This window comes from Duganella rhizosphaerae (assembly GCF_040364205.1).
Taxonomy (GTDB): Bacteria; Pseudomonadota; Gammaproteobacteria; order Burkholderiales; family Burkholderiaceae_D; genus Rugamonas; species Rugamonas rhizosphaerae.
In genome coordinates, this window is sequence record NZ_BPWK01000005.1 from 149,398 (window position 1) to 172,512 (window position 23,115).

Consider the following 23,115-nt stretch of genomic DNA (forward strand, 5'->3'; position numbering starts at 1 on the left):
TTTAAACATTCATGTGATATACTTCTTTACGTCGAAACCACACATGGACCGCAAAATGCTCAGCACCGAACAAAAATCCATCATCAGCGCCACCGTCCCCATCCTGGAACAAGGCGGCGAAGCCCTGACCCGTCATTTCTACCTGACGCTGTTCCGCGACTTCCCGCAGGTGAAGCCGATCTTCAACCAAGCCAACCAGGCAGACGGCAACCAGCAGCGCGCGCTGGCCAACGCGGTGCTGATGTACGCGAAAAATATCGACCGGCTGGAGCAACTGGGCCCGCTGGTATCGACCATCGTCAACAAGCACGTGTCGCTGCAAATCCAGCGCGAGCACTATCCGATGGTCGGCGCGTCGCTGCTGAAGGCGATCCGCGAAGTGCTGGGCGCCGACGTCGCCACCGATGCGGTCATCGATGCATGGGGTGCGGCCTACGGCCAGTTGGCCGATATCCTGGCCGGCGCGGAGCAAAGCGTCTACGAGAAGAACGAGGCGGCAGAAGGCGGCTGGAGCGGCGCGCGCGAATTCAAGGTGGTATCGAAGATCGCCGAAAGCGATGAAGTCACCTCCTTCGTCATGCAGCCGGTCGACGGCGGCAAGGTGGTGGCGCATGCGCCGGGCCAGTACATCGGCTTGCTGATCGACGTGAACGGCGCAGAACAACGCCGCCAGTATTCGCTGTCCGCCGCCAGCAACGGCAGCAGCTACCGCATCAGCGTCAAGCGTGAGCCGGGTGGCGCGGTGTCCAACTTCCTGCACGACCACGTCAACGTCGGCGACAGTTTGAAACTGGTGCCGCCGTCGGGCGACTTCACGCTGGCCGACAGCGACAAGCCGCTGGTGCTGATCAGCGGCGGCGTCGGCATCACGCCGACGCTGGCGATGCTGACGGCTGCGCTGGGCACCGGGCGCACCATCCACTTCATCCACGCGGCCCGCAACGCCAGCGTGCACGCCTTCCGCGACCACATCGACACGCTGGCGGCGCAACACCCGCAGCTGCAACGCTTCTACTGCTACGAAGCGGCCAACGACAGCGGCCCGCAGCCGCACGCCACCGGCTACATCGGCCAGCAGCAGCTTAACGCCTGGCTGCCGGAGACGCGCGACGTCGACGCCTACTTCCTCGGCCCCACGCCGTTCATGAAGGCGATCAAGTCGCACCTGCTGGAGCTGGGCGTGCCGCAATCGCAAACCTACTACGAGTTCTTCGGTCCTGCCGAAGCACTGGGCTGACCAGGCCATCCCGTGATCAAGGCGCGCAACTGCGGTTCAGGCACCGGACGGCTATACAGATAGCCCTGATAGCGCCGGCAGCCCAGTTCCTCCAGCAGCGCGCGCTGCGCCTGCGTTTCGACGCCCTCCGCGATCACGTCCAGTTGCAGGCTGCGCGCCATCGCAATGATGGTCCGCACGATGACCTGGTCGCTGCTGTCGCTGGCCAGGTCGCGCACAAAGGACTGGTCGATCTTCAGTTGGCTCAACGGCAGGCGCTTCAGGTATTGCAGTGAAGAGTAGCCGGTGCCGAAATCGTCGAGCGAGAAACGCACACCGATCTCCTTGAGCTCCTGCATGCACGCGATGGTTTCCTCGATCTTATCCAGCAGCACACCCTCGGTCAATTCCAGCTTCAGCAAGCGCGGATCGATGCCATGCCGGTCTACCGCCATGCGCACCTCCCTGCCGAAATCCGGCTGATGGAATTGCTGCGCGCTGACGTTGATCGCCAAGACCAGGTGCGCCATCGGGGGCGCCGCCTGCCAGGCCGCGAGCTGCGCACACGCCGCGTCCAGCACCCAGCTGCCTATCGCCAGTATCAGCCCCGTTTCTTCAGCCAGCGGAATGAAACTGGCTGGCGAAACCGTCGTGCCATCGCTGTGGATCCAGCGTATCAGCGCCTCGGCGCCGCGCGCCTTGCCGTGCTGGTCGACCTGCACCTGGTAATACAACGCGAATTGATGGCATTCGATCGCGTGCCGCAAATCGCTTTCCATTTGCGCCCGCTCACTGATGCGGTCCTGCATCCGCCGGTCGAAGAAACGCATGCCGTTGCGGCCGGCCTGCTTGGCTTGATACATGGCGATATCGGCCTGCATCAACAGGTCGTGCGGCTGCGGCGGCTCGCCGTTGTGGAACAGGGTCGCGCCGATACTCGGCGTGCTGCGGCAGTGATGCGTCCCCAGTTCGTAAGGCCGGTTCAACGCGGCCAGTATCTTGACTCCCAGCGACTCCACTTCGGCTGCCGCCTCCAGTGCGCCGCTGCTTAGCCCCTCCACCAGCACCACGAATTCATCGCCGCCCAGGCGCGCGACGGTGTCGCCTTTGCGCAGGCTCGATTGCAAGCGCTCCGCCACCTGCGACAGCAGCAGGTCGCCGACGTTGTGGCCCAGCGTGTCGTTCAGGATCTTGAAGTTATCCAGGTCGATGAACATCAGCGCGCAATAGCGGTCATGCTGGCTGCTGGCGGCCAGCACCTGCCGCAGCCGGTCCAGCAGCAGGCGGCGGTTGGGCAGGCGTGTCAGCGGGTCGTAGAACGCCAGGCTGCGAATTTCGTCGTTGGCGGCCTTGCTGAGCGTGATGTCGGTCAGCGCGGCGACGTAGTTGGTGATCTCGCCGTCGTCGTCGCGCACGGCGGTGATGCTCAGGTGCTCTGGGTAGACCTCGCCGTTCTTGCGGCGGTTCCATATCTCCCCTTCCCAGATCCCGTCACGCGCGATGGCGGCCCACATCACGGCATAGAAGTCCGGCACGTGGCGCCCGGAGCTCAATAGCTTGGGGGTTTGTCCGACCACCTCCTCGCTGCTGTAGCCGGTGATGCGGACGAAGGCCTGGTTGACCCGCACGATGCGGCCGCGCGCGTCGGTCACCATCATGCCCTGCGCGGCTTCAAACACCGTGGCGGCAAGACGCAGCGCCGCGTTGGGGTCGGTGGCGGCCACATGGGCCGGTGCGCACGCGCTCAGGGAAGGTGACATGGAGAACCTTAGTTACAGACAATGGAGTAAGCGAAGGTTACTGATCCTCATCAAGAAAATAATTGATCTGGATCAAAGAAATTGCAGTTGCAGGTCACTACCATGAACTAATCGTCCAGAAAAGAAGAGTAGGAAATCATGATTAACTCCATCGAACGCAACAATTGCGCCGAGTGCGAGCATCGTATGACGTGCGTCGGCGCCGCCGCCGGCAATCGGGACGCCAGCCAGCGCATACGCATCGCCCGCCACGCCACCCTGTACAAGGCCGGCGATGCGGTCAGCGATCACATTTTCAACATCCGCTCCGGCAGCTTCAAGGTTTTGCGCGCCGCCGCCCAGCAGCCGGCGCACATCATCGGCTTCGCGCTGGCGCCGGATTTCCTCGGCCTCGACGCGCTGGATCGCGAGCGGCACGCCAACACCGTCATCGCGCTGGAGGACAGCGAAGTATGCAGCATCAACTGGAACCGGCATGGGTTCGAGGGCCGCCGCCGGCCGGTGATGCGCGCCAGCCTGCACGCCCTGCTCAGCCGCGAGATCCGCCGCGAACAGCGCGCCGCCCTCATGCTGCGCAACACCCAGGCCGAGCAGCGCATGGCCGACCTGCTGCTGTCGCTGTCGCAACGCCGCGTCGAATACGGCCATGTGGCCGAGCAGTTCCGGCTGCCGATGTCGCGCTGCGATATCGCCAGCTACCTGGGCGTGACCGCAGAATGCGTCAGCCGCCTGCTGCTGCAGTTCCGGCAGCGCGCCCTGTTCGAGCTGCGGCGCAGGGACATCAAACTGCTGGACCTGTCGGCGCTGCACCGCATGGCGATCGGCAACGCTGCGGAACCGGCGATGGTGGCGTCATGACCGCGCTGGAACTGGACCAATGCCGGCTTGGCACCCAGAAGCAACTGGCGCGCGGCGAGCACCTGTTCGAGATGGGCGCAGAGGCCGGCGGCGAACTGCATTTTGTCCGCGCAGGCCACTTGAAGATATACCAGCCCGGCGCCGACGGCGTACAGCGCATCATCGACTTCACGCGTCCGGGCGACTGGTTGGGTGTCGATACCATAGGCGAACAGCGCCGGCACGCCTCCGCCCTGGCATTGACCGACTGCCAGGTAGACGTGGTGCAGTACCGGCACCTGGCCGAGTTGATGGACGAGGAGCCATACAGCTGCGACCTGTTCAGCGCGATGCTGAGCCGCGAGATCGACCGCCAGCAGCTGGCCGCCGCCATCCTGCGCAGCGCCGGCGCCTGCCAGCGTATCGTGATGTTCCTGCTGCAGCGCGCGGGGCCGGCGCCGCAAGCGCCGATGCTGGAGACCCACTCGCCGCTGCCGATGTCGCGCCAGGACATCAGCGACTACCTCGGCCTGACCCCGGCCACCGTCAGCCGCACGCTCAGCTCCCTCAAGCGCAACGGCTGGATATCGCTGGGTCAGCGCGGCTTTATCGTGCAATCCCGTCCGGCGCTGGAACGGTTGGCGGCCGGCGCGCCGCTGGCCATCGCGCCCCACGCCGCCTGACGCGGCGTCACACCGCCGACTTGGGGCGGCGCCTGCGGGTGGTGATGCTCTCGCGGTTCAGGCCCCAGTTGTCGGTCTCCACTTCATCGATGATGACGAAGGTGGTGGCCGGGTCCTTGTCCAGCACGCGGGCCAGCAAGTCGGTCACGCCCTCGATCAGCTCCAGCTTCTGGGCCGCCGTTACGCCTTCCTTGGTCACGCGGATGTTCACATATGGCATGGTGATGCTCCTTCAGGTTTCTGGTTGCGGCGTTCAGCGACGCCATGCGGATCACTATACTGACGACTCGTCCGTTGATAAATGAGGCGCGATGCAAGATAATTGATACACAATGTAATCAATGAGGCCGACATGAAGCGCAATTTCGACGACATCCTGCTGGGCAGCATAGAGCTGTTCTGCTTTGCGGCGGAACTGGGCAGCTTTACCGCAGCCGCCACCGCGGCCAGCGTGACGCCGGCCGCCGTCAGCCGCTCCATCGCCAGGCTGGAGGAGCGGCTGGGCGTGCGCCTGTTCGTGCGCACCACGCGCCAGATCCGATTGACGGACGGTGGTCGCAGCTATTTCGAACAATGCCGGCAGGCGCTGTCGCTGCTGACGGACGCCGAGCGCCAGGTCACGGGCGGCCAGGCCAAGCCGGCCGGCGCGCTGCGCATCAGCGCGCCGACGCCGTATGCGCATTACCGCCTGCTGCCGCTGTTGGGAGAGTTCCGCCGGAAGTACCCGGAGGTCACGCTGGATATCCACGTCAGCAACCGCAATATCGACTTCGCCGACGAGGGCTACGACCTGGCGATACGCGGCCGCGCGCCGGCCGACTCCAACCTCATCGCGCGCAAGCTGGAAGATGCGGAGCTGGTGCTGGTCGCCTCGCCCGCCTACCTGAAGCGCCACGGCAAGCCGCGCAAGCTGGAAGACCTGCACCAGCACGAATGCATACAGTTCGAGCTCCCCAGCACCGGCAAGCGCATTCCGTGGCAGTTCATGCGGGACGGCGCGGCGATCGACATGCCCACCAGCGGCGGCTTGTGCTGCTCGGAGGACGTGCTGGGCATCGTCACGCTGGCGCGCGCGGGCGCGGGGCTGGTGCAAACCTACCGCTACATCATCGAACAGGACCTGGCGCGCGGCGACCTGGTCGAACTGCTGCCGCACCACGGCGGCACATCACGGCCCTTTATCCTGCTGTATCCGCACGCGCGCCACCTGTCGCTGCGGGTGCGCACCTTTGTCGACTTCCTGGTGGCCAAGCTTCCGGGGCGCTAGGCCAGGCTGTCCGCGAAGGCGCTGCGGGCGGGATGGTGCAGCACGTCCTTGCGCCACACCAGCAGGGTTTCGACCTGGGCCACGTGCGGCGGCAGCGTGTGCTGGCGTATGGTCCTGGCCAGCTTGCGCTGGTTGAGCACTTCCTTCGGCATCAGCGCCACGCCCATGCCGGCGGCCACGCAGCCGATGATCGCTTCGAACGTGCCGAATTCCGACACCCGCGCCGGCGCCACGCCGCCCTCGGCAAACCAGGCCTCCAACCGGCGGCGGTAGGTGCAGCCGGTGCGGAACACCAGCAGGTTGCGCCGCGCCAGCTCCTGCGGCGACGTCACCGGCGGATGGCCGTGGCAGGTGATCAGCACCAGCTCCTCTTCAAACACCGGCAGCTGCTCGAGCTCCGCGTGCTGCACGGGGCCTGCGACCAGGGCCACGTCCAGCCTGTGCTTGAGGACTCCGTCCAGCAGCTGGTCGGTGGGCGCGGTGTCCAGTATCAAATCCACCTGCGGGTGCTTGCGGCTGAAGGCGGCCAGTACTTGCGGCAGGCGCGCCGCCGCCGTGGTCTCCATCGATCCGATACGCAACTGGCCGGACGGTTTCTGATCCGGCCGCATGGCGGCCTGCGCCTCCTCCGCCAATTGCAGCAGGCGATCGGCATAGGCCAGCAGGCGCGAACCTTCGACGGTGATCTGCAGCTTGCGGCCGGAGCGATGGAACAGCGGCACGCCCAGCGATTCCTCCAGCTGCGTCAAGCGCGCCGATACGTTGGACTGGACGCGGTTCAGCCGCGAGGCGGCCAGCGTGACGCTGCCCTCTTCGGCGACCGCTTTAAAGATGCGCAAGGCGGAGAGTTCCATGGTCGATTCTTAAAATGAGATAGGTGACTTCATTATTATTCATTTTTTGAAATAGTCAAACCATCCTATAGTGCAGTCATGAAAACCGACCGCGCCCCCTCCCTGGCCATCCTGCTCGCCTGCAGCTTCGCCTTCATCATCGTCCAGCTGGACGTCACCATCGTCAACGTCGCCCTGCCGCAGATCGGCCGCGAGCTCGGGGCGGACGTGACCGACCTGCAATGGGTGGTGGACGCCTACACGCTGGGTTTCGCCGTGTTCCTGCTGTCGGCCGGCGCGCTGGGCGACAAGTTCGGCTCGCGCCGCACCTTCCTGACCGGCTTCGCGCTGTTCACGGCTGCCTCGCTGGCCTGCGCGATGGCGCCCGGCGCCACCGCCCTCAATATCGCCCGCGCCCTGCAAGGCGCCGGCGCCGCGCTGCTGGTGCCCAGTTCACTGGCCATCCTGAACGCCACCTACGCCGACGACAAAGCCATGCTGGCCAAGGCGATCGCCTGGTGGACCGCCTCCGGCGGCATGTCGATCGCGGCCGGACCGGTGCTGGGCGGCCTGCTGCTGTCGGTGGCGGGCTGGCGCAGCATCTTCTGGGTCAATATCCCGATCTGCGTCGTTGGTTTCTGGCTGACCTGCCGCGTGGTGCCAGCCCTGGCCGGCCGCGATCCGCACCGCTCGCTGGACCTGGCGGGCCAACTGCTGGCCATCGTCGCGCTGACCGGCTTGATCGGCGCCGTCATCGAATTCGAGTCCCTGGGCTGGTCGCACTGGATGGTGCGCGGCGGGCTGGCGGCGGCAGTGGTGGCGGGCGCGCTGTTCATCCGCGTCGAGTCGCGCAGCCAGTCGCCGATGCTGCCGCTGGCGCTGTTCCGTGGCGCGCCCTTCTCCGGCGCGGTGCTGTTCGGCGTGCTGATGAATTTTTCCTACTACGGCGTGATCTTCGTGCTCAGCTTCTACCTGCAAAAAGTACGCGGCTTCGGCGTGCTGCACGCGGGGCTGGTGTTCCTGCCGCTGACGGCCACCTTCATCCTGTCCAACATCGTCAGCGGCTGGATGGCGCCGCGCACCGGGCTGCGCACGCCGATGATACTGGGCGCCGCGATCGGCGCCAGCGGCTACGCGCTGCTGGGCTGGTGGGGCATCTCGAGCGACGCCACCTTCCTGCAGATGCTGCCCGGACTGGCGCTGATCCCGGCCGGCATGGGCCTGGCCGTGCCGGCGATGACCACGTCCATCCTGTCCGGCGTGGAGCGGCGCCAGGCCGGCACCGCCTCGGCGGTGCTGAACACGGCGCGCCAGGTGGGCGGCGCGGTGGGCGTGGCGATCTTCGGCGCGCTGGTGGCGGGCAACCGCGACATCCTCAGCGGAATCCAGCTGGCGATGGGAGTGTCGAGCGTACTGCTGTTGCTGGCGGCGCTGCTGGCGTTTGCGTGTATCCGCCGGCCGGCGCCGGCGCCGCGTCGAGCCGTTGCGGACTGTCCTGGATAGACGGCGGCGACAGGCAGTTGTCGCACCGGCAGCAGCGCTCGAAATCCGGCGGGCGGTCGCCGAAGTAATCCAGCAACAGCTTCCAGCGGCAATAGCCGCTTTGGGCATACGACACCATCTGGTCCAGGCCCTGGCGGTCGCGCTCATGCTTGTCGACGTAGACCTGCGCCATCCGCTCGAATTCCGCGGCCTTGGGCGTACCGCCGGCCAGCACATAAGCCAGTTTGCGGTTGCGCTTCAACAGCTTGCCATCCTTGAGCATTTTCAGGCAGATCTTCAGCTGACCGCCGGGCGTTTGCTCCAGCAGCGACCGCAGCTCCACCTCCGTGAACGACGCCTGGCCCAGCGCCATCGCCGCCTCATGGACGGCTTTCAGTTCGTCGGCCGACGGATAATGCTTGCTCAGGAAGTACTGTTGCAGGCGCTTGTCCGCGTGGTAGTACAGCAGCGTGCATTCGGCGTCGAGTCCATCGCGGCCGGCGCGGCCGGATTCCTGGTAGTAGGCTTCCAGATTGGCCGGCACCTGCAGATGGATGACGAAGCGGGTGTCGGGCTTGTCGATGCCCATGCCGAAAGCGTTGGTCGCCACCATCACGCGGCGCTCGCCGCTCATGAACAGGTTCTGGTTTTCGCTGCGTTCGGCGGCGCGCAGCTTGCCGTGGTAGAGGGTCGCGCTCTCGCCGGCCTGTTGCAGCAACTCGTGCATCTCTTCGGCCGCCTTGACGGTGGCCGCATAGATGATGCCGACGCCGGCACTTTCGCGCGCCAGCTGCAACGCGGTCGCGTACTGCTCTTCCGGATTGGTCACCTGGCGCACGCGGTAGTTCAAGTTCGGCCGGTAGATGCCGGTGTTGATCACCTCCAGGCGCGGACGGCCAAGCTGCCGGCGGATATCGGCGATCACTTCCTCGGTCGCGGTGGCGGTCAGCGCCAGCAGTTGCGGATTGCCCAGCGCGTCGAGCGCCGCGCCGATCTCCAGGTAGGCCGGACGGAAATCATGGCCCCACTGCGAAATGCAGTGCGCCTCGTCGACCACCACCAGCGAGACGTTGCTGCGCTTGAGCAGCGCCAGGAAATCCGGCGTCAGCAGCCGCTCCGGCGTGCAGAAGATCACGTCCTTTTCGGCGCGGTGGATCGCATCCAGCGCGGCCGCTTCGTCGCCGCGCGACAGACTGCTGTTGATCTGGGCCGCGCTGGCGATGCCGCCGTCCTCCAACTTCTCGGCCTGATCCTTCATCAACGATATCAACGGCGACACCACCACCGTCGCGCCGTCGAGCAGGCAGGCCGGGAGCTGGTAGCACAGCGACTTGCCGCTGCCGGTCGGCATGACGGCCAGCGTGTCGCGTCCCGCCAACACACTCTCGATGACACGACGCTGGCCGTCGCGCAGGGCCTCCATGCCAAATACCTTGCGCAACACGTCGGCGATCTGCTTCTTTTGCCTGGTTTGAGGGCTTGCCATCTCACTCTCCGGTCAGCGGTATGCACCGCAGTGCAAGCAGCTTAGCCAGCGGCGTGCCGGCGGTATGTACGCCAGCGCACCTCGATCGCAAACGACTGGGATGTTCCGGCCCGGACGCGCGGTCCCGCCGGGCGTGCAAATCTGTCATACTGGCGTTTTTTCGCTGGCATGAATAGATGGACCCGAGACGAGAACACGTGCGCCGCTTGCTACAGGTGGACGCCCACATCAGCGACATGGATGGTCGAAACAACACCGTTACGCAAATCATCGACATTTCCCGCATGGGCGTAGCCTTCCTCAGCGACCACCCGCTGCCGACAGACACCAACTACGTGCTGACGTTCTGCTTTCCCGGCAGTTCCATCCAAAACAAAGTCACGCTGACGGTGCTGCACAGCGCCCTGATCGGAACCCACGGCCGCTATCGCAACGGCGCGCGCTTCCTGGCCATCCCCGACCAGGCGGCCGAGTTGATCTTCGAATACCTCACCAGCGCGCCCGAAGCCTGACACAGCTAGGGCGCAAGCCAAGCGGCTGCCCGTTGCAACGCGCGCCGCCATTGCGCCATCTGATGTTCACGCTGGTCGCTCCCCATGGCCGGTTCGAAGCGACGCTGCACCACCCAGTGCGACTCCAGCTCATCAATACCCTGCCAGTATCCCACGCCCAAGCCCGCCAGCTGCGCCGCGCCCAGCGCCGTAGTTTCGGTATTCTGCGGCCGCACCACGGGCACGCCCAGCAAATCCGCTTGCAACTGCATCAACATATCGCTGCGCGCTCCGCCGCCGTCCACGCGCAGCTCGGTCAGCGCCAGGCCGGCATCGCTCTCGATCGCGGCCAGCACATCGACGTTCTGGCAGGCGATGCCCTCCAGCGCGGCGCGTGCGATGTGGGCCTTGCCCGAACCCCGGCTCAGCCCGAGGACGGCGCCACGGGCGAACGGATCCCAGTGCGGCGCCCCCAGCCCGGTGAACGCCGGCACCAGCACGACGCCGCCGGCGTCCGGCACGGTCGCGGCCAACGCGTCCACCTGCGCCACGTCGTCAACGATACCCAGGCCGTCGCGCAACCATTGCAGCGTGGCCCCGGCCATGAAGACGCTGCCCTCCAGCAGATAACTGGTCTGCTTCCCCCGGGTCCAGCCCAGCGTCGACAACAGCTTGTGGCGCGATACCACCGGTGTGTCGCCCACGTTCATCAGCATGAAACTGCCGGTGCCGAAGGTGTTCTTGGCGCTGCCGCGGGTGCGGCACGCCTGGCCGAAGGTGGCGGCCTGCTGGTCGCCGGCGATGCCGGCCAGCGGCACCGGGCTGCCCAGTATCTCCGGCAAAGTGAACGCCACCACCCCGCTGCTGTCCACTACCTGCGGCAGCACCGCCGCCGGGATGTCGAACAGGGCCAGCAAATCCGCATCCCATGCTGCGCTGTGCAGATTGAACAACATGGTGCGCGAGGCATTGCCCGCGTCCGTGATGTGCGCGCCGGTGAGCTTCCAGGCCAGCCATGAATCGACCGTGCCGAATGCCAGCTCGCCGCGCTCCGCGCGCCGGCGCGCACCGGGTATGTGCTCCAGCATCCACTTCAGCTTGGTCGCCGAAAAGTAGGCGTCGATGACCAGCCCTGTCTTGTCGCGCACCCAGTCTTCGAGCCCGTCGCGGCGCAGGCTTTCGCAATAGTCGGCGGTGCGCCGGTCCTGCCAGACGATGGCGTTCATCAGCGGATGGCCGGTGGCGCGGTCCCACAGCAGCGCGGTCTCGCGCTGGTTGGCGATGCCGATGGCGGCCACTTGGGTCGGCGCCACGCCCTGCTGCGCCAGCACCTGCCGCATCACCGTGAGTTGTGATTTCCAGAGCTCCCGTGGACAATGCTCGACCCAGCCCGGCTGCGGAAATATCTGCCGGAACTCCTGCTGCGCCATGCCGGCCGGCCGCCCCGCGCGGTCGAACAGCGCCGCGCGCGAGCTGGATGTGCCCTGGTCCAAGGCCAGTATGTAGTCATGCATGGCGCAGCATCCATTCACTGAGCGCGGCGACAGCTGCCGGCCCGACGCGCAGGCCTAGCTTGGTGCGGCGCCACAGCACGTCGTCCGCGCCGCGTGCCCATTCCGCATCGATCAGATAGCGGACTTCACGCTCATACAGGTCCGCCGCGAAATGCCGGCCCATGCAGGCGATCGAATCGCACCCCTCCAGCAAACGGTGGATGCGGCTGCCGTAGGCATGGGCGTAGCGCGTCACCAGGCGCGCCGGCAGCCAGCCGTAGCGGCGCTGCGCATCGCGCACGAACAGGCCAAACCCGGTCACCGAGCGGTTATCGGGAAGCTTGCCGTGTATGTCGCCGCCGGGCAGGCACGCCCCGGCGGTCCACGCCTTGCCCGAAGCCCCGATGACGGCGGCAACCCGGTCGACCGCCTCCTCGGCCAGCTTGCGGTAGGTGGTGATTTTTCCGCCGAAGACGGACAGCACAGGCGCCGTATCGTCGTCCAGCAGCAGCTGATAGTCGCGCGTGACGGCCTTGGCGTCGCCGGCGCCGTCGTCCACCAGCGGGCGCACGCCGGCGTAGCTCCACACCACGTCGGCCGGCCGCACCGGTAGCTTGAAGTAGACGCTGCCAAGCTCGCACAGATACGCCACTTCCTCGGGGCTGATTTCAACCTTGCCCATGTCGCCCTCGTAATCAAGGTCGGTGGTGCCGATCAGCGTGTAGTCGCCCTGGTAGGGAATCGCGAACACTATGCGGCCGTCCGCATGCTGGAAGATATAGGCATCATCGTGCGCGAACAGGCGCTTGACGACGATATGGCTGCCCTTCACCAGCCGCAGGCCGCCCTTCGCTGCGGGGACGGCGCGTTGGCGCAACCTCATCGCCCACGAGCCGCCGGCGTTGACCAGGCAGCGCGCGCGCACGCCCGTGATCGGGCCGTCCGCGCCGCGCAGCGTCGCCACCCAGAGTCCCTCAACCGGCGCCAGGGCGATACATTCGGTACGGGTCAGCACGCGGGCGCCCCGCTCCGCCGCATCGATGACGTTGGCGACCACCAGCCGCGCATCATCAACGGCGGCGTCGAAATAGGTGAAGCCGCGCCGGTACGCGGATTTGAGCGGCGCCCCCGCCGTGTGCCGGCGCAAGTCGATGCCCTGCGAGCCGCCCAGCAGCTTGCGCGACGCCAGATGATCGTACAGGAACAAGCCGGCGCGCAGCATCCACGCTGGCCGCAAGCCCGGCGCATGCGGCATCACGAAGCGCAGCGGCGCTATCAGGTGCGGCGCGCTGCGCATCAGCACCTCGCGCTCGATCAGTGCTTTTCGCACCAGGCCGAATTCGTAGTACTGCAGGTAGCGCAGGCCGCCGTGTATCAGTTTGGAGGACGCCGACGAGGTGTGCGAGGCCAGGTCGTCCTTCTCGCATAACACCACCGACATGCCGCGTCCGGCCGCATCGCGGGCGATACCGGCGCCATTGATGCCGCCGCCGATCACCAGCACATCGCAATCAAGAACGGTAGGATTCAAATGCTGGTACTCCGTGGACGCAAGGAATCAAGCAGCATGGCGCCGAATGCATGCCCTCCCACCGCCGTCTGCCCACCGTCGATCGGCAGGACCACGCCGTTGATGTAGTCGGCGGCGCCGCTGGCGAGGAACAGGGCCAGCGCCGCGATTTCCTCGCGCGCGCCGGCGCGGCCGGAAGGAATGCTGTCCAGCAGCCGGTCCCAGCTCCGTTGTCCATCCGGCGCCAGGCGCCGCATGCCTTCGGTGTCGCCGACCGGCCCGGGCGCGATGCCGACGCAGCGTATGCCCTGCGCGCCCCACTCCACGGCCAGGGTCCGCATCAGCATGTCGATACCCGCCTTGGCGGCGCAGACGTGGCTTTGCGTGGCGGTCGGCATGGTCGACTGTACCGCGGATATCGCCAGCACCAGGCCGCCCGGCTTGGCCAGGTGGGCATGGGCGGCGTGCACGGTGTTGAAGGTCCCGATCAAATCGATATCGATCACCGTGCGAAAGCCCTTGGACGACATGTCCAGCGCCGGGGCGACAAAATTGCCGGCGGCGCCGGCGACCACGATATCCAGGCGCCCGAACTCGCGCTGCGCCGCCAGCAGCGCCGCCGCGACCTGATCGTAGTCGCGCACGTCGGCGGACAGGCCGATGGCGCGGCCACCGGCGGCATTGATGGCGTCCGCGGCGCGCTGCGCCTTGGCCAGGTCGCGGCCGACGATGGTCACGGCGGCGCCGGCGCCGGCCATGTGCTCGGCGATGCACTGGTTGATGCCGCTGCCGCCGCCGGTGATGAAGGCCGCTTTGCCTTCCAGCAGATTGGGCTGAAACACGTTTCTCATAGTTCTCCTGTCACCCTGGCCAGCCAGGCCAGCAAATTGGCGATGACTTCATCGCGGTTGGTTTCATTCAGCACTTCATGGCGCGCGCCACCGTAGACATGGGTGGAGACGTCGCGCATGCCCGCTGCGCGCAGCCGCGCCACCAGCGGATCGAACCACGCCAGCATGCCGTTGACCGGATCGCGGTCGCCTGTGAACAGGTACATCGGCAGATCCTTCGGCATGCGCGCCAGCTGCGCCGGATCGGCGGTGCGCAGCCCGACATCGAAGATCGAGAACAGCGAGGCATCCGTCAACGGGAAGGCGCACAGCGGATCGGCGATGTAGGCCGCCGGCACCGCCGGATCGCGGCTTAGCCAATCCACCGGCGACTGCGCGTCCGGCACCGTGGCGTTGGCCGCTTCCACCGTCCAGCCGGAGACGCGCGGGTCCAGCAGCTCCAGCGCGGTGGTGCCGGACAGGGCCACCGCATCCAGCAGGCCGGCGTGATCGAGCAGGTAGACCTGCGCGGCCATGGAGCCCATGCTATGCGCCAGCATCACCATCGGCAGGCCGGGATAGCGGTCCTCCGCATGGCGCGTCACCCGCACCATGTCGTCCACCAGCCCCTGGAATCCGCGCGGGCCAAAGTCGCCCAGCGTTCCGTGTTCACGCGCCAGGTTACCGTGGCCGCGATGTTCGCTGGCGTAGACCACGTAGCCGGCATCCACCAACGCCTCGGCCACGTGCTGGTAGCGCATCGAGTGCTCGGCCATGCCATGCACGATCTGGATGATGGCGCGCGGCCTGGTTCGCCCCTGCCAGCAGATTACTTCGATGGCGTGGCCATCGCCGGCCGTCAGCGTGAGCCGTTGTTCCTGTATCGTCATTGCGCGCTCCCTTAGAATCGGACCGAGGCTTCGATGCCGTAACGGCGAGGATACGGCACCGTGGTGAAGCGGGTCGCGGAAGTCGGATCGAGCACGATGCCGGTGGCGACCTGGTTGTCGGTCAGGTTCTTGCCGTAGATCGCGTACTCGTACTTTTTGGAGGGACTGGTCAGCGAAATGCGGGCGCCGACGTCGCGCGACTGTCCCACGCGCGACGGCTGGGTGTTGGCCGCGACGAAATACTGCTCGGCCACCAGCGTGGCGTCGGCGTGGAAGTTGAGCGACCAGGCGCCGGCCGGAACGCGGTAGTCCCCTGCGGCGTTGGCGGTATAGCGCGGCGCTTCGATCATGCGCTTGCCGGACAGGTCGACGCCGTTCAGCACCAGTTCGCGGTAGCTGGCGTTCAGCAGACCGACGCCGGTGGACAGGCGCAGGCTGCGGCTCGGCGCGTAGACCGCCTCGATCTCGGCGCCGGTGATGCGCGACGAGCCGGCGTTGACCAGCTGCTGGGTGCCGATGCCCACCACGTTCAGGAACTGCTGGTTCTTGAAGTTGTACAGGAAGGCCGACGCGTTCAGCGTCAGCTTGCGGTCGAACATTTGGGTCTTGACGCCGGCCTCGAAGGAATTCAGGTCCTCCGGCTTGGCCACATTCAGGTCCGCCACATTGGTCAGGGCGCCACCGTTGAAGGCGCTGCTGCGGTAACCGCGTGCGTAGTGGCCGAACACCATGACGTCCCTGGTCAGCTGCGCGCTCATGCCGATGCGGCCGGTCGGCTTGCCGTCGTTGTAGTTCAGTTGCGCCTGTGGCGGCACCACCGGATCGACCTTGAAGTTGTTCAGGCGTCCCTCGTCGCGGGTGTAGCGCAGGCCGCCGTACATGGTCACGATCTTGCTCAGCTCATAGGTGCCGTCCAGGTAGGCCGCATACGAGCGGCGCTGCTGGTTGTAGCTCTGGCGCAGGATGGGCAGCACCGGCGGGCCGCCAAAGATGGTGTAGGTGGTGCCGATATCGATGTCGTCGCGCTGGTGATACAGGCCGGCGATCAGCTGGAACGGGCCGTCGAGGGACGTGGTGAAGCGCAGATCCTGGCTGATCTCGCGCGTCTTCGAGGCGAAGTCGATGTGCAGCAGCGGATCGATGGTGCCGTCGGCATCCACCAGGTTGGCGAAGCGGCCATTGACGTAGGAGGTAATCGAAGTAAAGGTGCCGAGGTCCGTATTCTTGTTGACGGTCAGGTAGCCGCCGCTGCCGCGCACTTCGATATCGCCGGAGCGGTCGGTCGCCACCTGGCGCGACGACAGCGGCTGCCCGGTATAGGGATTGATGCGGGGATCGCGGCCGTTGGCATTGAGCCCGCCAGGCCCGCTGCCCTGGTTGACGGCGCCCACCGCTTCCGGGTTGTTGTTCACGCCGAACAGGCGCAAGCTGCCGTTCCAGCCGTCGCCGTCCTTGTAGGCCAGCGTCAGGCGGGCCGCCTTGCGGTCGATGTTCGACAGGTCGTGGCCGGCCGGGTTGACGTTCTCGATATAACCGTCCGAATGGGCGGCGGTGAAGGCGAAACGCGCGCTGAGGCGGTCGTCGATCAGCGGCACCTCGAGCGCGCCCTTGGCCTCCTTCAGATTGTGGCTGCCGTAGCCCACCGTCAGGTCGCCGTTCTGGCGGAAGCTGGGTTTTTTCGATATGAAGTTGACCGCACCCGCCGTGGTGTTCTTGCCGAACAGCGTGCCCTGTGGACCACGCAGCACCTCGACCCGTTCAACGTCGAAGATCTGCGCGCCCCCCAGGAACGGCGCGCCCACATACACCTCGTCGAAGAAGATGCCGGTCGGTGAAATGGCGTTCAGGTTGAATTCCGGCGTGGAGATGCCGCGCAACGAAAACTTGGGCTGCGATTCGTCGCCCAGCACCGACACGCGCAGGTTGGCCACCTGTCGTGCGATCTCGGTGCCGGTGTCGATCTTGGCGCTCTTCATGGAATCGGCAGTGATGGCGCTGACCGACACCGGCACCTCCTGCAACAGCTGCTCGCGCTTCTGCGCCGTGACGACGACGCGGGCGGTGTCGCCCTGCTCGTCGGCTTGTTGGGCTTGTGCGGATACGGCCAGGCCCAGCACGGCCACGGTCCCGCAGAGTTCTTTCGAATAACGCATACATGTCTCCTTCTTTATGATTGTTTTGGTTCCCCCGGCTGCACTGCACGCGTCCGCGCCACGGGGGCTGGCGGGCGCGTTTGATCGGGTTATCGGCCGCTGGCGGGCAGGCGGTGGTCGCGGAACTGCTCGCGGATGTGGTTCTTCAGCACCTTGCCGGTCGGGCCTATGGGCAGCGCATCGACGAACACCACGTCGTCGGGCGTCCACCAGCGGGCGATTTTTCCTTCGTAGTAGCCAAGCAGCGTTTCGCGGTCCAGCGTGGCGCCAGGCTCGCGCACCACCACCAGCAAGGGACGTTCATCCCACTTCGGATGGCTGATGCCTATGCACGCCGCCAGCCGCACCGCATCGTGGGTCATGGCGATGTTTTCCAGTTCGATGGAACCTATCCATTCGCCGCCGGACTTGATGACATCCTTGCTGCGGTCGGTGATGCGCATATAGCCGTCGGCGTCGATCACCGCCACGTCGCCGCTCGGGAACCAGCCGTCGCGCAAGGCGCCGCCGGGGGCTTGCTTGAAATAGGAATCGAGCACCCACGGCCCGCGCATCATCAGGTGGCCGCTGCTCTCGCCGTCCCACGGCAATTCGGCGCCGTCGTCGTCGATGATCTTCATGTCGACGCCAAACAGCACATGGCCTTGCGCCTGCAGCACGCGGCGCTGTTCCGCCGGCGGCAGCGCCAGGTGCTGCGCCTGCAAGGTGCAGGTGGTGGCCACCGGCGACAGCTCCGTCATGCCGAAGGCGTGCACCACCTCGATGCCGTAGTCGTCGCGGAAGGCGTCGCTCATCGCCGGCGGACAGGCCGAGCCGCCGATGACGGTGCGCGCAAAAGTGGAAAACCGCAGGCCGTTGGCGCGCACATGATCCAATAAGCCCATCCAGATGGTCGGCACGCCGGCCGAGAAGGTCACACCCTCCTGCTCCATCAGCTGATAGAGGGAACAACCGTCCAGCGCGCACCCCGGCAGCACCAGCTTGGCCCCGGCCAGCGCACAGGTATAGGGCAAGCCCCAGGCGTTGACATGAAACATGGGCACCACCGGCATGACGCAATCGCGCGCCGACAGGTTCAGCGCGTCCGGCATCACCGACGCATAGGAATGCAGGATGGTCGAGCGGTGCGAATACAGCACGCCTTTCGGATGGCCGGTGGTGCCGGAGGTGTAGCACAGGCTGGAGGCGGCGTCCTCGTCGAACACCGGCCAGGTGTAGTCGTCGCCGTGGGCGCCGATCAACTCCTCGTACGTCATCACCGAAGTATCCGGCGGCAGGTCGGCGCGGCAGCCCAGCATGATGAAGGCCTTCACCGATGGGCAGAGCGGCGCGATGGCGGCGATCAGCGGCAGGAAGGAGCGCTCGAAGAACACCAGCTGGTCGTCGGCGTCGTTGATGATCCAGGCCAGCTGCTCCGGATGCAGGCGCGGATTCACCGTATGCAGCACCGCACCGGAACCTGACACCGCGTAGTACAGCTCCAGGTGGCGATAGCCGTTCCAGGCCAGCGTGGCGACCCGCTCCCCCATGCGTACACCCAGCGCCGACAAGGCGTTGGCCATGCGCCGCGTGCGGGTGTGGCAGTCGCGCCACGTGTAGCGGTGCAGGCTGCCGTCCTCGTTGCGGCTGACGATCTCGCGCTGGCCGAAATAGCGGTCCGCGTGCCGCAGCAGCGACGAGATCAACAAAGGGCGGCGCATCATCTGCCCGGGTACCGGGCTATTGCATTCTTCTACCATCACGTCTCCATGCCTGCCATAATGGAATCCACTGTAGGCCGGAGCGCTCCTTGCGTCTTTGCCGCAGAAGCCAGCTTATTGTTCGAAGAAGACAGCGGCGCCAAAAGCCGCGGATATGCAACAGGAGACCACATGAATCAACCCACCACGTCGGGCGCTTGGCTGAACGGCATATGGGATTTGCTCACCACCATAGGCATGGACCCGCGCAGCATCTTTGCCGCCGCCGGCATCGACACCGCCGCCATGCAGGATCCGCACCGGCGCATCGACAGCGACCAACTGAGCACGCTGTGGAACCTTATCACCGCGGCATCCGGCAACGAGGCCATCGCGCTGGAGTCGCCGGACAGCCCGCGCCCCGCCACGCTGGACCTGCTGGCCTATACCATGATGACGGCGCCGACGATGGGCGCCGCCTTGCAGCGCTTTATGCGCTACATCCGTATCATCAGCGACGCCGCCGTCTTCACCATGGAGGACGATCCGCGCGGCGGCCAGTGGCTGCGCCTTGCCATCACCGGCGGCAGCGTGCCGGTGCCGCGCCAGCGCTGTGAGTTCGTCCTGATTACGATCCTGAATATCTGCCGCTGGATCGCCGGCCGCAGCATCAACCCGATCGGCATAGAGCTGGTGCACGCGGAGCCGGGCAGCACGCAGGCGCACGCGCGCGCCTTCGCCGGCCCCCTGCGCTTCAATGCGCCCAGCAACGGCATCCTGTTCGCGACGGCGGACCTGGACGCGCCGCTGCCGGCCTCCAATCCGCGCCTGGCCGAGCTTCATGAACGCTACGCCGCCGAATTCCTCCAGCAGATGGACAAGGACAAGCTGACAGCACGCGTGCGCGAACTGATCGTGCGCAGCCTGCCGGACGGCGATCCCCCGCGCGCCGCGGCGGCGGCGGCCCTGCACATCAGCGAGCGCACCTTGCAGCGCCGCCTGCAGGACGAAGGGACGTCGTTCCAGCAGTTGTTGGACGATACCCGGCGCGACATGGCGCGCCAATATCTGGCACAGGAGCAGATCGTGCTGGGGCAGATCGCCTTCATGCTGGGCTTTGCCGACCAGAGCACCTTCTGCCGCGCGTGCCAGCGCTGGTTCACCGCCTCGCCCGGGCAGTACCGGCGGCAGCTGACCTGCCAGGCCGCCGTTTTGTAACGCACTGTATTGGTAAGTATCGGCCCGCGTCGGCCGTGCTATGATTTTCCGCTTGTGTCACCTCGCGGAAAAGCCCAGGATGTGGATCGTTCAAATCGCCTTGCGGCGCCCTTACACCTTCATCGTGATGGCGCTGCTGATACTGTTGTCCACGCCGCTGGTGCTGACCAAGATGGCGACCGACATTTTCCCGGAAATTAACATCCCGGTCGTCAGCGTCATCTGGCAGTACGGCGGTTTGTCGGCGCAGGAGATGGGCCAGCGCGTCGCCAACTCGACGGAGCGCAGCCTGACCACCACGGTCAACGACATCGAGCATATCGAGTCGCAGTCGCTGGCCGGATCGTCGGTCATCAAGATCTTCTTCCAGCCGGAAGCCAATATCCAGACCGCGATCGCGCAGGTGGTGGCGATCTCGCAAGCGCAGCTGCGCCAACTGCCGCCGGGGATGCAGCCGCCGCTGATCATCAAGTACTCCGCCTCCAGCATCCCGGTGATCCAGCTTGGCCTTTCCAGTCCGTCGATGACCGAGCAGGCGATGTTCGACACCGCCGTCAACTTCCTGCGTCCGCAGCTGGTCACCATCCCCGGCGCGGCCGTGCCCTACCCTTATGGCGGCAAATCGCGCCTGGTGTCGGTGGACCTGGACACCAGGGCGCTGCAAGCCAAGGGGCTGACGCCGACCGACGTGGTGGCCGCCGTCAACGCGCAAAACCTGATCCTGCCGTCCGGCACCGCCAAGATAGGCGGCACCGAATTCAACGTCAGCATGAACGGCTCGCCAGACACCATCGCGGGCCTGAACCAGCTGCCGGTGCTGAGCAAGAACGGCAGCATCACCTACCTGTCCGAAGTGGCGCGCGTGCGTGACGGTTTCTCGCCCCAAACGAACATCGTGCGCCAGAACGGCGAGCGCGGCGTGCTGCTGTCGGTGCTGAAGAACGGCGGCTCGTCGACGCTGGACATCGTCAACACCCTCAAGGGCCTGCTGCCGAAGGCGATGCAGTCGCTGCCGGCGGAACTGAAGATCACGCCGCTGTTCGACCAGTCGCTGTTCGTCAAGGCCGCGATCAGCGGCGTGGTGCGCGAGGCCATCATCGCCGCCGCGCTGACCGCCGCCATGATCCTGCTGTTCCTCGGGAACTGGCGCAGCACCTGCATCATCGCCGTGTCGATCCCGCTGTCCATCCTGTCGTCCATCCTGGTGCTGTACATGCTGGGCGAGACCATCAACATCATGACGCTGGGCGGCCTGGCGCTGGCGGTCGGCATCCTGGTGGACGACGCCACCGTCACCATCGAGAACATCGAGCGCCACCTGCACCAGGGCTCGGACCTGCACCAGGCGATCATGGAAGGCGCCGGCGAGATCGCCGTGCCGGCGCTGGTGTCCACGCTATGCATCTGCATCGTGTTCGTGCCGATGTTCTTCCTGACCGGCGTGGCGCGCTACCTGTTCGTGCCGCTGGCCGAGGCGGTGGTGTTCGCGATGATCGCCTCCTACATCCTTTCGCGCACGCTGGTGCCGACCATGGTCATGCTGATGATGGACCATGCGCCGTCGCCGGCCGACGCGAAACCGAACCTGCTGCAACGGGTCTACCTGCGCTTCGACGCCGCGTTCGAGCGCTTCCGCGGCGGCTACATCATCATCCTTTCCACGCTGCTGACGCACCGCAAGCGCTTCGGCGGCGCCTTCCTGCTGTTCTGCGTTCTGTCGCTCGGACTGGTGTTCGCCATCGGCCGCGACTTCTTCCCGAGCGTGGATTCGGGCCAGATCCGCCTGCACATGCGCATGCCGACCGGCACCCGTATCGAGGAGACCGCGCGCGTCACCGACGAAGTGGAGAAGGTCATCCGCGAGGTGATCCCGAAGGACCAGCTGCAAACCATCCTCGACAACCTCGGCACGCCGTACAGCAGCATCAATCTCTCGTACAGCAACGCCGGCACCATCGGCACGCTGGATGCGGAGATATTGATGTCGCTGCACGAGGACCATCGCCCGTCGAAGGTCTATATCGACCAGCTGCGGCGCGAACTGCCCCGGCGCTTTCCCGGCGTGGAGTTCTTCTTCCAGCCGGCCGATATCGTCACGCAGATCCTCAACTTCGGCCAGCCGGCGGCGGTCGACATCCAGATCGCCGGCAAGGATTTGGCCAGCAACTACCAGCTTGCCGCGCAGCTGATGAAGCAAATCAAACAGGTGCACGGCGCGGTCGATGTCCACATCCAGCAGCGTATGGATCTGCCGACGCTGGGCCTGAACATGGACCGCGTCAAGATGAAGCAACTGGGTCTGAATCCCATCGACGTGGCGCAGAACCTGCTGGTGACGCTGTCCGGCAGCGCGGTGACGCAGCCGGCGTTCTGGCTCAATCCGGGCAACGGCGTGGTGTACAGCGTGGCGGTGCAATCGCCGCAATACCGCATCGACGACCTCGATGCGCTGCTGCGCACGCCGGTACGCGGCGCCGGCACGCCTGGCGCGGCGGGCGACGGCACCGGCGCCACCCAGCAGTTGAGCAGCCTGGTGACGGTGTCGCCGTCGACGCAGCCGGCCATCGTCTCGCACTACAACCTGACGCCGGTGATCGATATCTTCGTCAGCGTCGAAGGCCGCGACCTGGGCGCCACCTCGGCGGATATCCAGAAGCTGGTGGATCAGATGAGCACCAAGCTACCGCGCGGCAGCAAGATCGACCTGCGCGGCCAGGTCGAGACCATGCACTCGTCCTTCGTCGGCCTGGGCGTCGGCCTGCTGATGGCGATCGTGCTGGTGTACCTGCTGATCGTGGTGAACTTCCAGTCCTGGGTGGACCCGTTCATCATCATCACCGCGCTGCCGGCGGCGCTGGCGGGCATCGCCTGGATGCTGTTCCTGACCGGGACCACGCTCAGCGTGCCGGCGTTGACCGGCGCCATCATGACGATGGGCGTGGCCACCGCGAACTCGATCCTGATGGTGTCGTTCGCGCGCCAGCGCCTCAACGACGGCCTGCCGCCGCTGTCGGCCGCGCTGGAAGCCGGCGCCACGCGCATCCGGCCAGTGCTGATGACGGCGCTGGCCATGATCATCGGCATGGTGCCGATGGCGATCGGCATGGGTGAAGGCGCGGAACAGAACGCGCCGCTGGGCCGCGCCGTCATCGGCGGCCTGCTGTTCGCCACCGTGTCCACTTTGCTGTTCGTGCCGATCGTCTTTGCCGGCGTCCACCGCTACCTGGAGCACCGCGCCGCGCGCCGGTTGCCGTCCACGCCTGCCGTCGCAGAAGGGAATACCTGAC

General features: G+C 66.0%; 17 protein-coding genes and 1 pseudogene. 8 read left to right on the forward strand and 10 right to left on the reverse strand.

Annotated elements, in window-relative coordinates:
- Nucleotides 1–55 precede the first annotated feature (55 nt).
- Complete coding sequence (gene hmpA, locus RUGAMON1_RS13020; protein ID WP_445231121.1) at nucleotides 56–1,237, forward strand: NO-inducible flavohemoprotein; 1,182 nt, start codon at nucleotides 56–58, stop codon at nucleotides 1,235–1,237.
- Here the strand turns inward: hmpA and RUGAMON1_RS13025 are convergent.
- Complete coding sequence (locus RUGAMON1_RS13025) at nucleotides 1,201–2,976, reverse strand: putative bifunctional diguanylate cyclase/phosphodiesterase (RefSeq protein ID WP_445230904.1); 1,776 nt, start codon at nucleotides 2,974–2,976, stop codon at nucleotides 1,201–1,203. The two genes, hmpA and RUGAMON1_RS13025, sit on opposite strands and share 37 nt — an antisense overlap.
- Before the next feature lie 138 nt (nucleotides 2,977–3,114).
- On the opposite strand from RUGAMON1_RS13025, the gene RUGAMON1_RS13030 reads away from it, so the two are divergent.
- Both RUGAMON1_RS13030 and RUGAMON1_RS13035 read left to right on the forward strand, forming a co-directional pair.
- Nucleotides 3,115–3,834 carry a Crp/Fnr family transcriptional regulator gene (locus RUGAMON1_RS13030; RefSeq protein WP_445230905.1) on the forward strand — a complete coding sequence of 240 codons (720 nt, stop codon included), beginning with the start codon at nucleotides 3,115–3,117 and terminating at the stop codon, nucleotides 3,832–3,834.
- Nucleotides 3,831–4,496 carry a Crp/Fnr family transcriptional regulator gene (locus RUGAMON1_RS13035; RefSeq protein WP_445230906.1) on the forward strand — a complete coding sequence of 222 codons (666 nt, stop codon included), beginning with the start codon at nucleotides 3,831–3,833 and terminating at the stop codon, nucleotides 4,494–4,496. Before RUGAMON1_RS13030 ends, RUGAMON1_RS13035 begins: the two co-directional genes overlap by 4 nt.
- Nucleotides 4,497–4,503: 7 nt before the next feature.
- Here the strand turns inward: RUGAMON1_RS13035 and RUGAMON1_RS13040 are convergent, their stop codons facing one another.
- Nucleotides 4,504–4,716: a 2-hydroxymuconate tautomerase family protein gene (locus RUGAMON1_RS13040; protein WP_445230907.1), complete on the reverse strand. Its 213-nt coding sequence runs from the start codon at nucleotides 4,714–4,716 to the stop codon at nucleotides 4,504–4,506.
- A 132-nt stretch (nucleotides 4,717–4,848) separates the two neighbouring features.
- Between RUGAMON1_RS13040 and RUGAMON1_RS13045 the strand changes: the two genes are divergently transcribed.
- Nucleotides 4,849–5,763, forward strand: a complete 915-nt coding sequence (locus RUGAMON1_RS13045; RefSeq protein WP_445230908.1) for a LysR family transcriptional regulator — start codon at nucleotides 4,849–4,851, stop codon at nucleotides 5,761–5,763.
- On the opposite strand, the gene RUGAMON1_RS13050 is transcribed toward RUGAMON1_RS13045, so the two are convergent.
- Nucleotides 5,760–6,617, reverse strand: a complete 858-nt coding sequence (locus RUGAMON1_RS13050) for a LysR family transcriptional regulator (protein WP_445230909.1) — start codon at nucleotides 6,615–6,617, stop codon at nucleotides 5,760–5,762. The two genes, RUGAMON1_RS13045 and RUGAMON1_RS13050, sit on opposite strands and share 4 nt — an antisense overlap.
- Nucleotides 6,618–6,695: 78 nt before the next feature.
- Here RUGAMON1_RS13050 and RUGAMON1_RS13055 point away from each other — a divergent pair, with 78 nt between their 5' ends.
- Complete coding sequence (locus RUGAMON1_RS13055) at nucleotides 6,696–8,099, forward strand: MFS transporter (protein ID WP_445230910.1); 1,404 nt, start codon at nucleotides 6,696–6,698, stop codon at nucleotides 8,097–8,099.
- Nucleotides 8,100–8,121: 22 nt separating this feature from the next.
- Here the strand turns inward: RUGAMON1_RS13055 and RUGAMON1_RS13060 are convergent.
- Nucleotides 8,122–9,564, reverse strand: a pseudogene (locus tag RUGAMON1_RS13060) (RecQ family ATP-dependent DNA helicase); the annotation flags it as partial.
- A gap of 197 nt (nucleotides 9,565–9,761) precedes the next feature.
- Between RUGAMON1_RS13060 and RUGAMON1_RS13065 the strand changes: the two are divergent.
- Nucleotides 9,762–10,076: a PilZ domain-containing protein gene (locus tag RUGAMON1_RS13065; RefSeq protein ID WP_445230911.1), complete on the forward strand. Its 315-nt coding sequence runs from the start codon at nucleotides 9,762–9,764 to the stop codon at nucleotides 10,074–10,076.
- A 5-nt stretch (nucleotides 10,077–10,081) separates the two neighbouring features.
- Here RUGAMON1_RS13065 and glpK read toward each other — a convergent pair whose 3' ends face one another.
- From glpK to RUGAMON1_RS13095, 6 genes are all read right to left on the reverse strand, one after another.
- Nucleotides 10,082–11,569, reverse strand: coding sequence for a glycerol kinase GlpK (glpK, locus tag RUGAMON1_RS13070; protein WP_445230912.1), 1,488 nt, complete (start codon nucleotides 11,567–11,569; stop codon nucleotides 10,082–10,084).
- Nucleotides 11,562–13,079, reverse strand: a complete 1,518-nt coding sequence (glpD, locus tag RUGAMON1_RS13075; protein ID WP_445230913.1) for a glycerol-3-phosphate dehydrogenase — start codon at nucleotides 13,077–13,079, stop codon at nucleotides 11,562–11,564. The genes glpK and glpD overlap by 8 nt, the downstream gene beginning before the upstream one ends.
- Nucleotides 13,076–13,909 carry an SDR family oxidoreductase gene (locus tag RUGAMON1_RS13080; protein WP_445230914.1) on the reverse strand — a complete coding sequence of 278 codons (834 nt, stop codon included), beginning with the start codon at nucleotides 13,907–13,909 and terminating at the stop codon, nucleotides 13,076–13,078. The genes glpD and RUGAMON1_RS13080 overlap by 4 nt, the downstream gene beginning before the upstream one ends.
- A complete protein-coding gene (locus RUGAMON1_RS13085; RefSeq protein ID WP_445230915.1) occupies nucleotides 13,906–14,778 on the reverse strand; it encodes an alpha/beta fold hydrolase in 873 nt (290 codons plus the stop codon). Before RUGAMON1_RS13085 ends, RUGAMON1_RS13080 begins: the two co-directional genes overlap by 4 nt.
- Before the next feature lie 11 nt (nucleotides 14,779–14,789).
- Complete coding sequence (locus tag RUGAMON1_RS13090; RefSeq protein ID WP_445230916.1) at nucleotides 14,790–16,931, reverse strand: TonB-dependent receptor; 2,142 nt, start codon at nucleotides 16,929–16,931, stop codon at nucleotides 14,790–14,792.
- Between the two features lie 89 nt (nucleotides 16,932–17,020).
- Entirely contained in the window at nucleotides 17,021–18,670 is a 1,650-nt protein-coding gene (locus tag RUGAMON1_RS13095; protein WP_445230917.1) for a 3-(methylthio)propionyl-CoA ligase, read from the reverse strand.
- Nucleotides 18,671–18,802: 132 nt separating this feature from the next.
- Here RUGAMON1_RS13095 and RUGAMON1_RS13100 point away from each other — a divergent pair, with 132 nt between their 5' ends.
- Nucleotides 18,803–19,828 carry an AraC family transcriptional regulator gene (locus tag RUGAMON1_RS13100; protein ID WP_445230918.1) on the forward strand — a complete coding sequence of 342 codons (1,026 nt, stop codon included), beginning with the start codon at nucleotides 18,803–18,805 and terminating at the stop codon, nucleotides 19,826–19,828.
- Nucleotides 19,829–19,907: 79 nt separating this feature from the next.
- The gene (locus RUGAMON1_RS13105; protein WP_445230919.1) at nucleotides 19,908–23,114 is read left to right on the forward strand and encodes an efflux RND transporter permease subunit; all 3,207 of its coding nucleotides are present in this window, start codon (nucleotides 19,908–19,910) and stop codon (nucleotides 23,112–23,114) included.
- The last annotated feature ends 1 nt before the right edge of the window (nucleotide 23,115 follow it).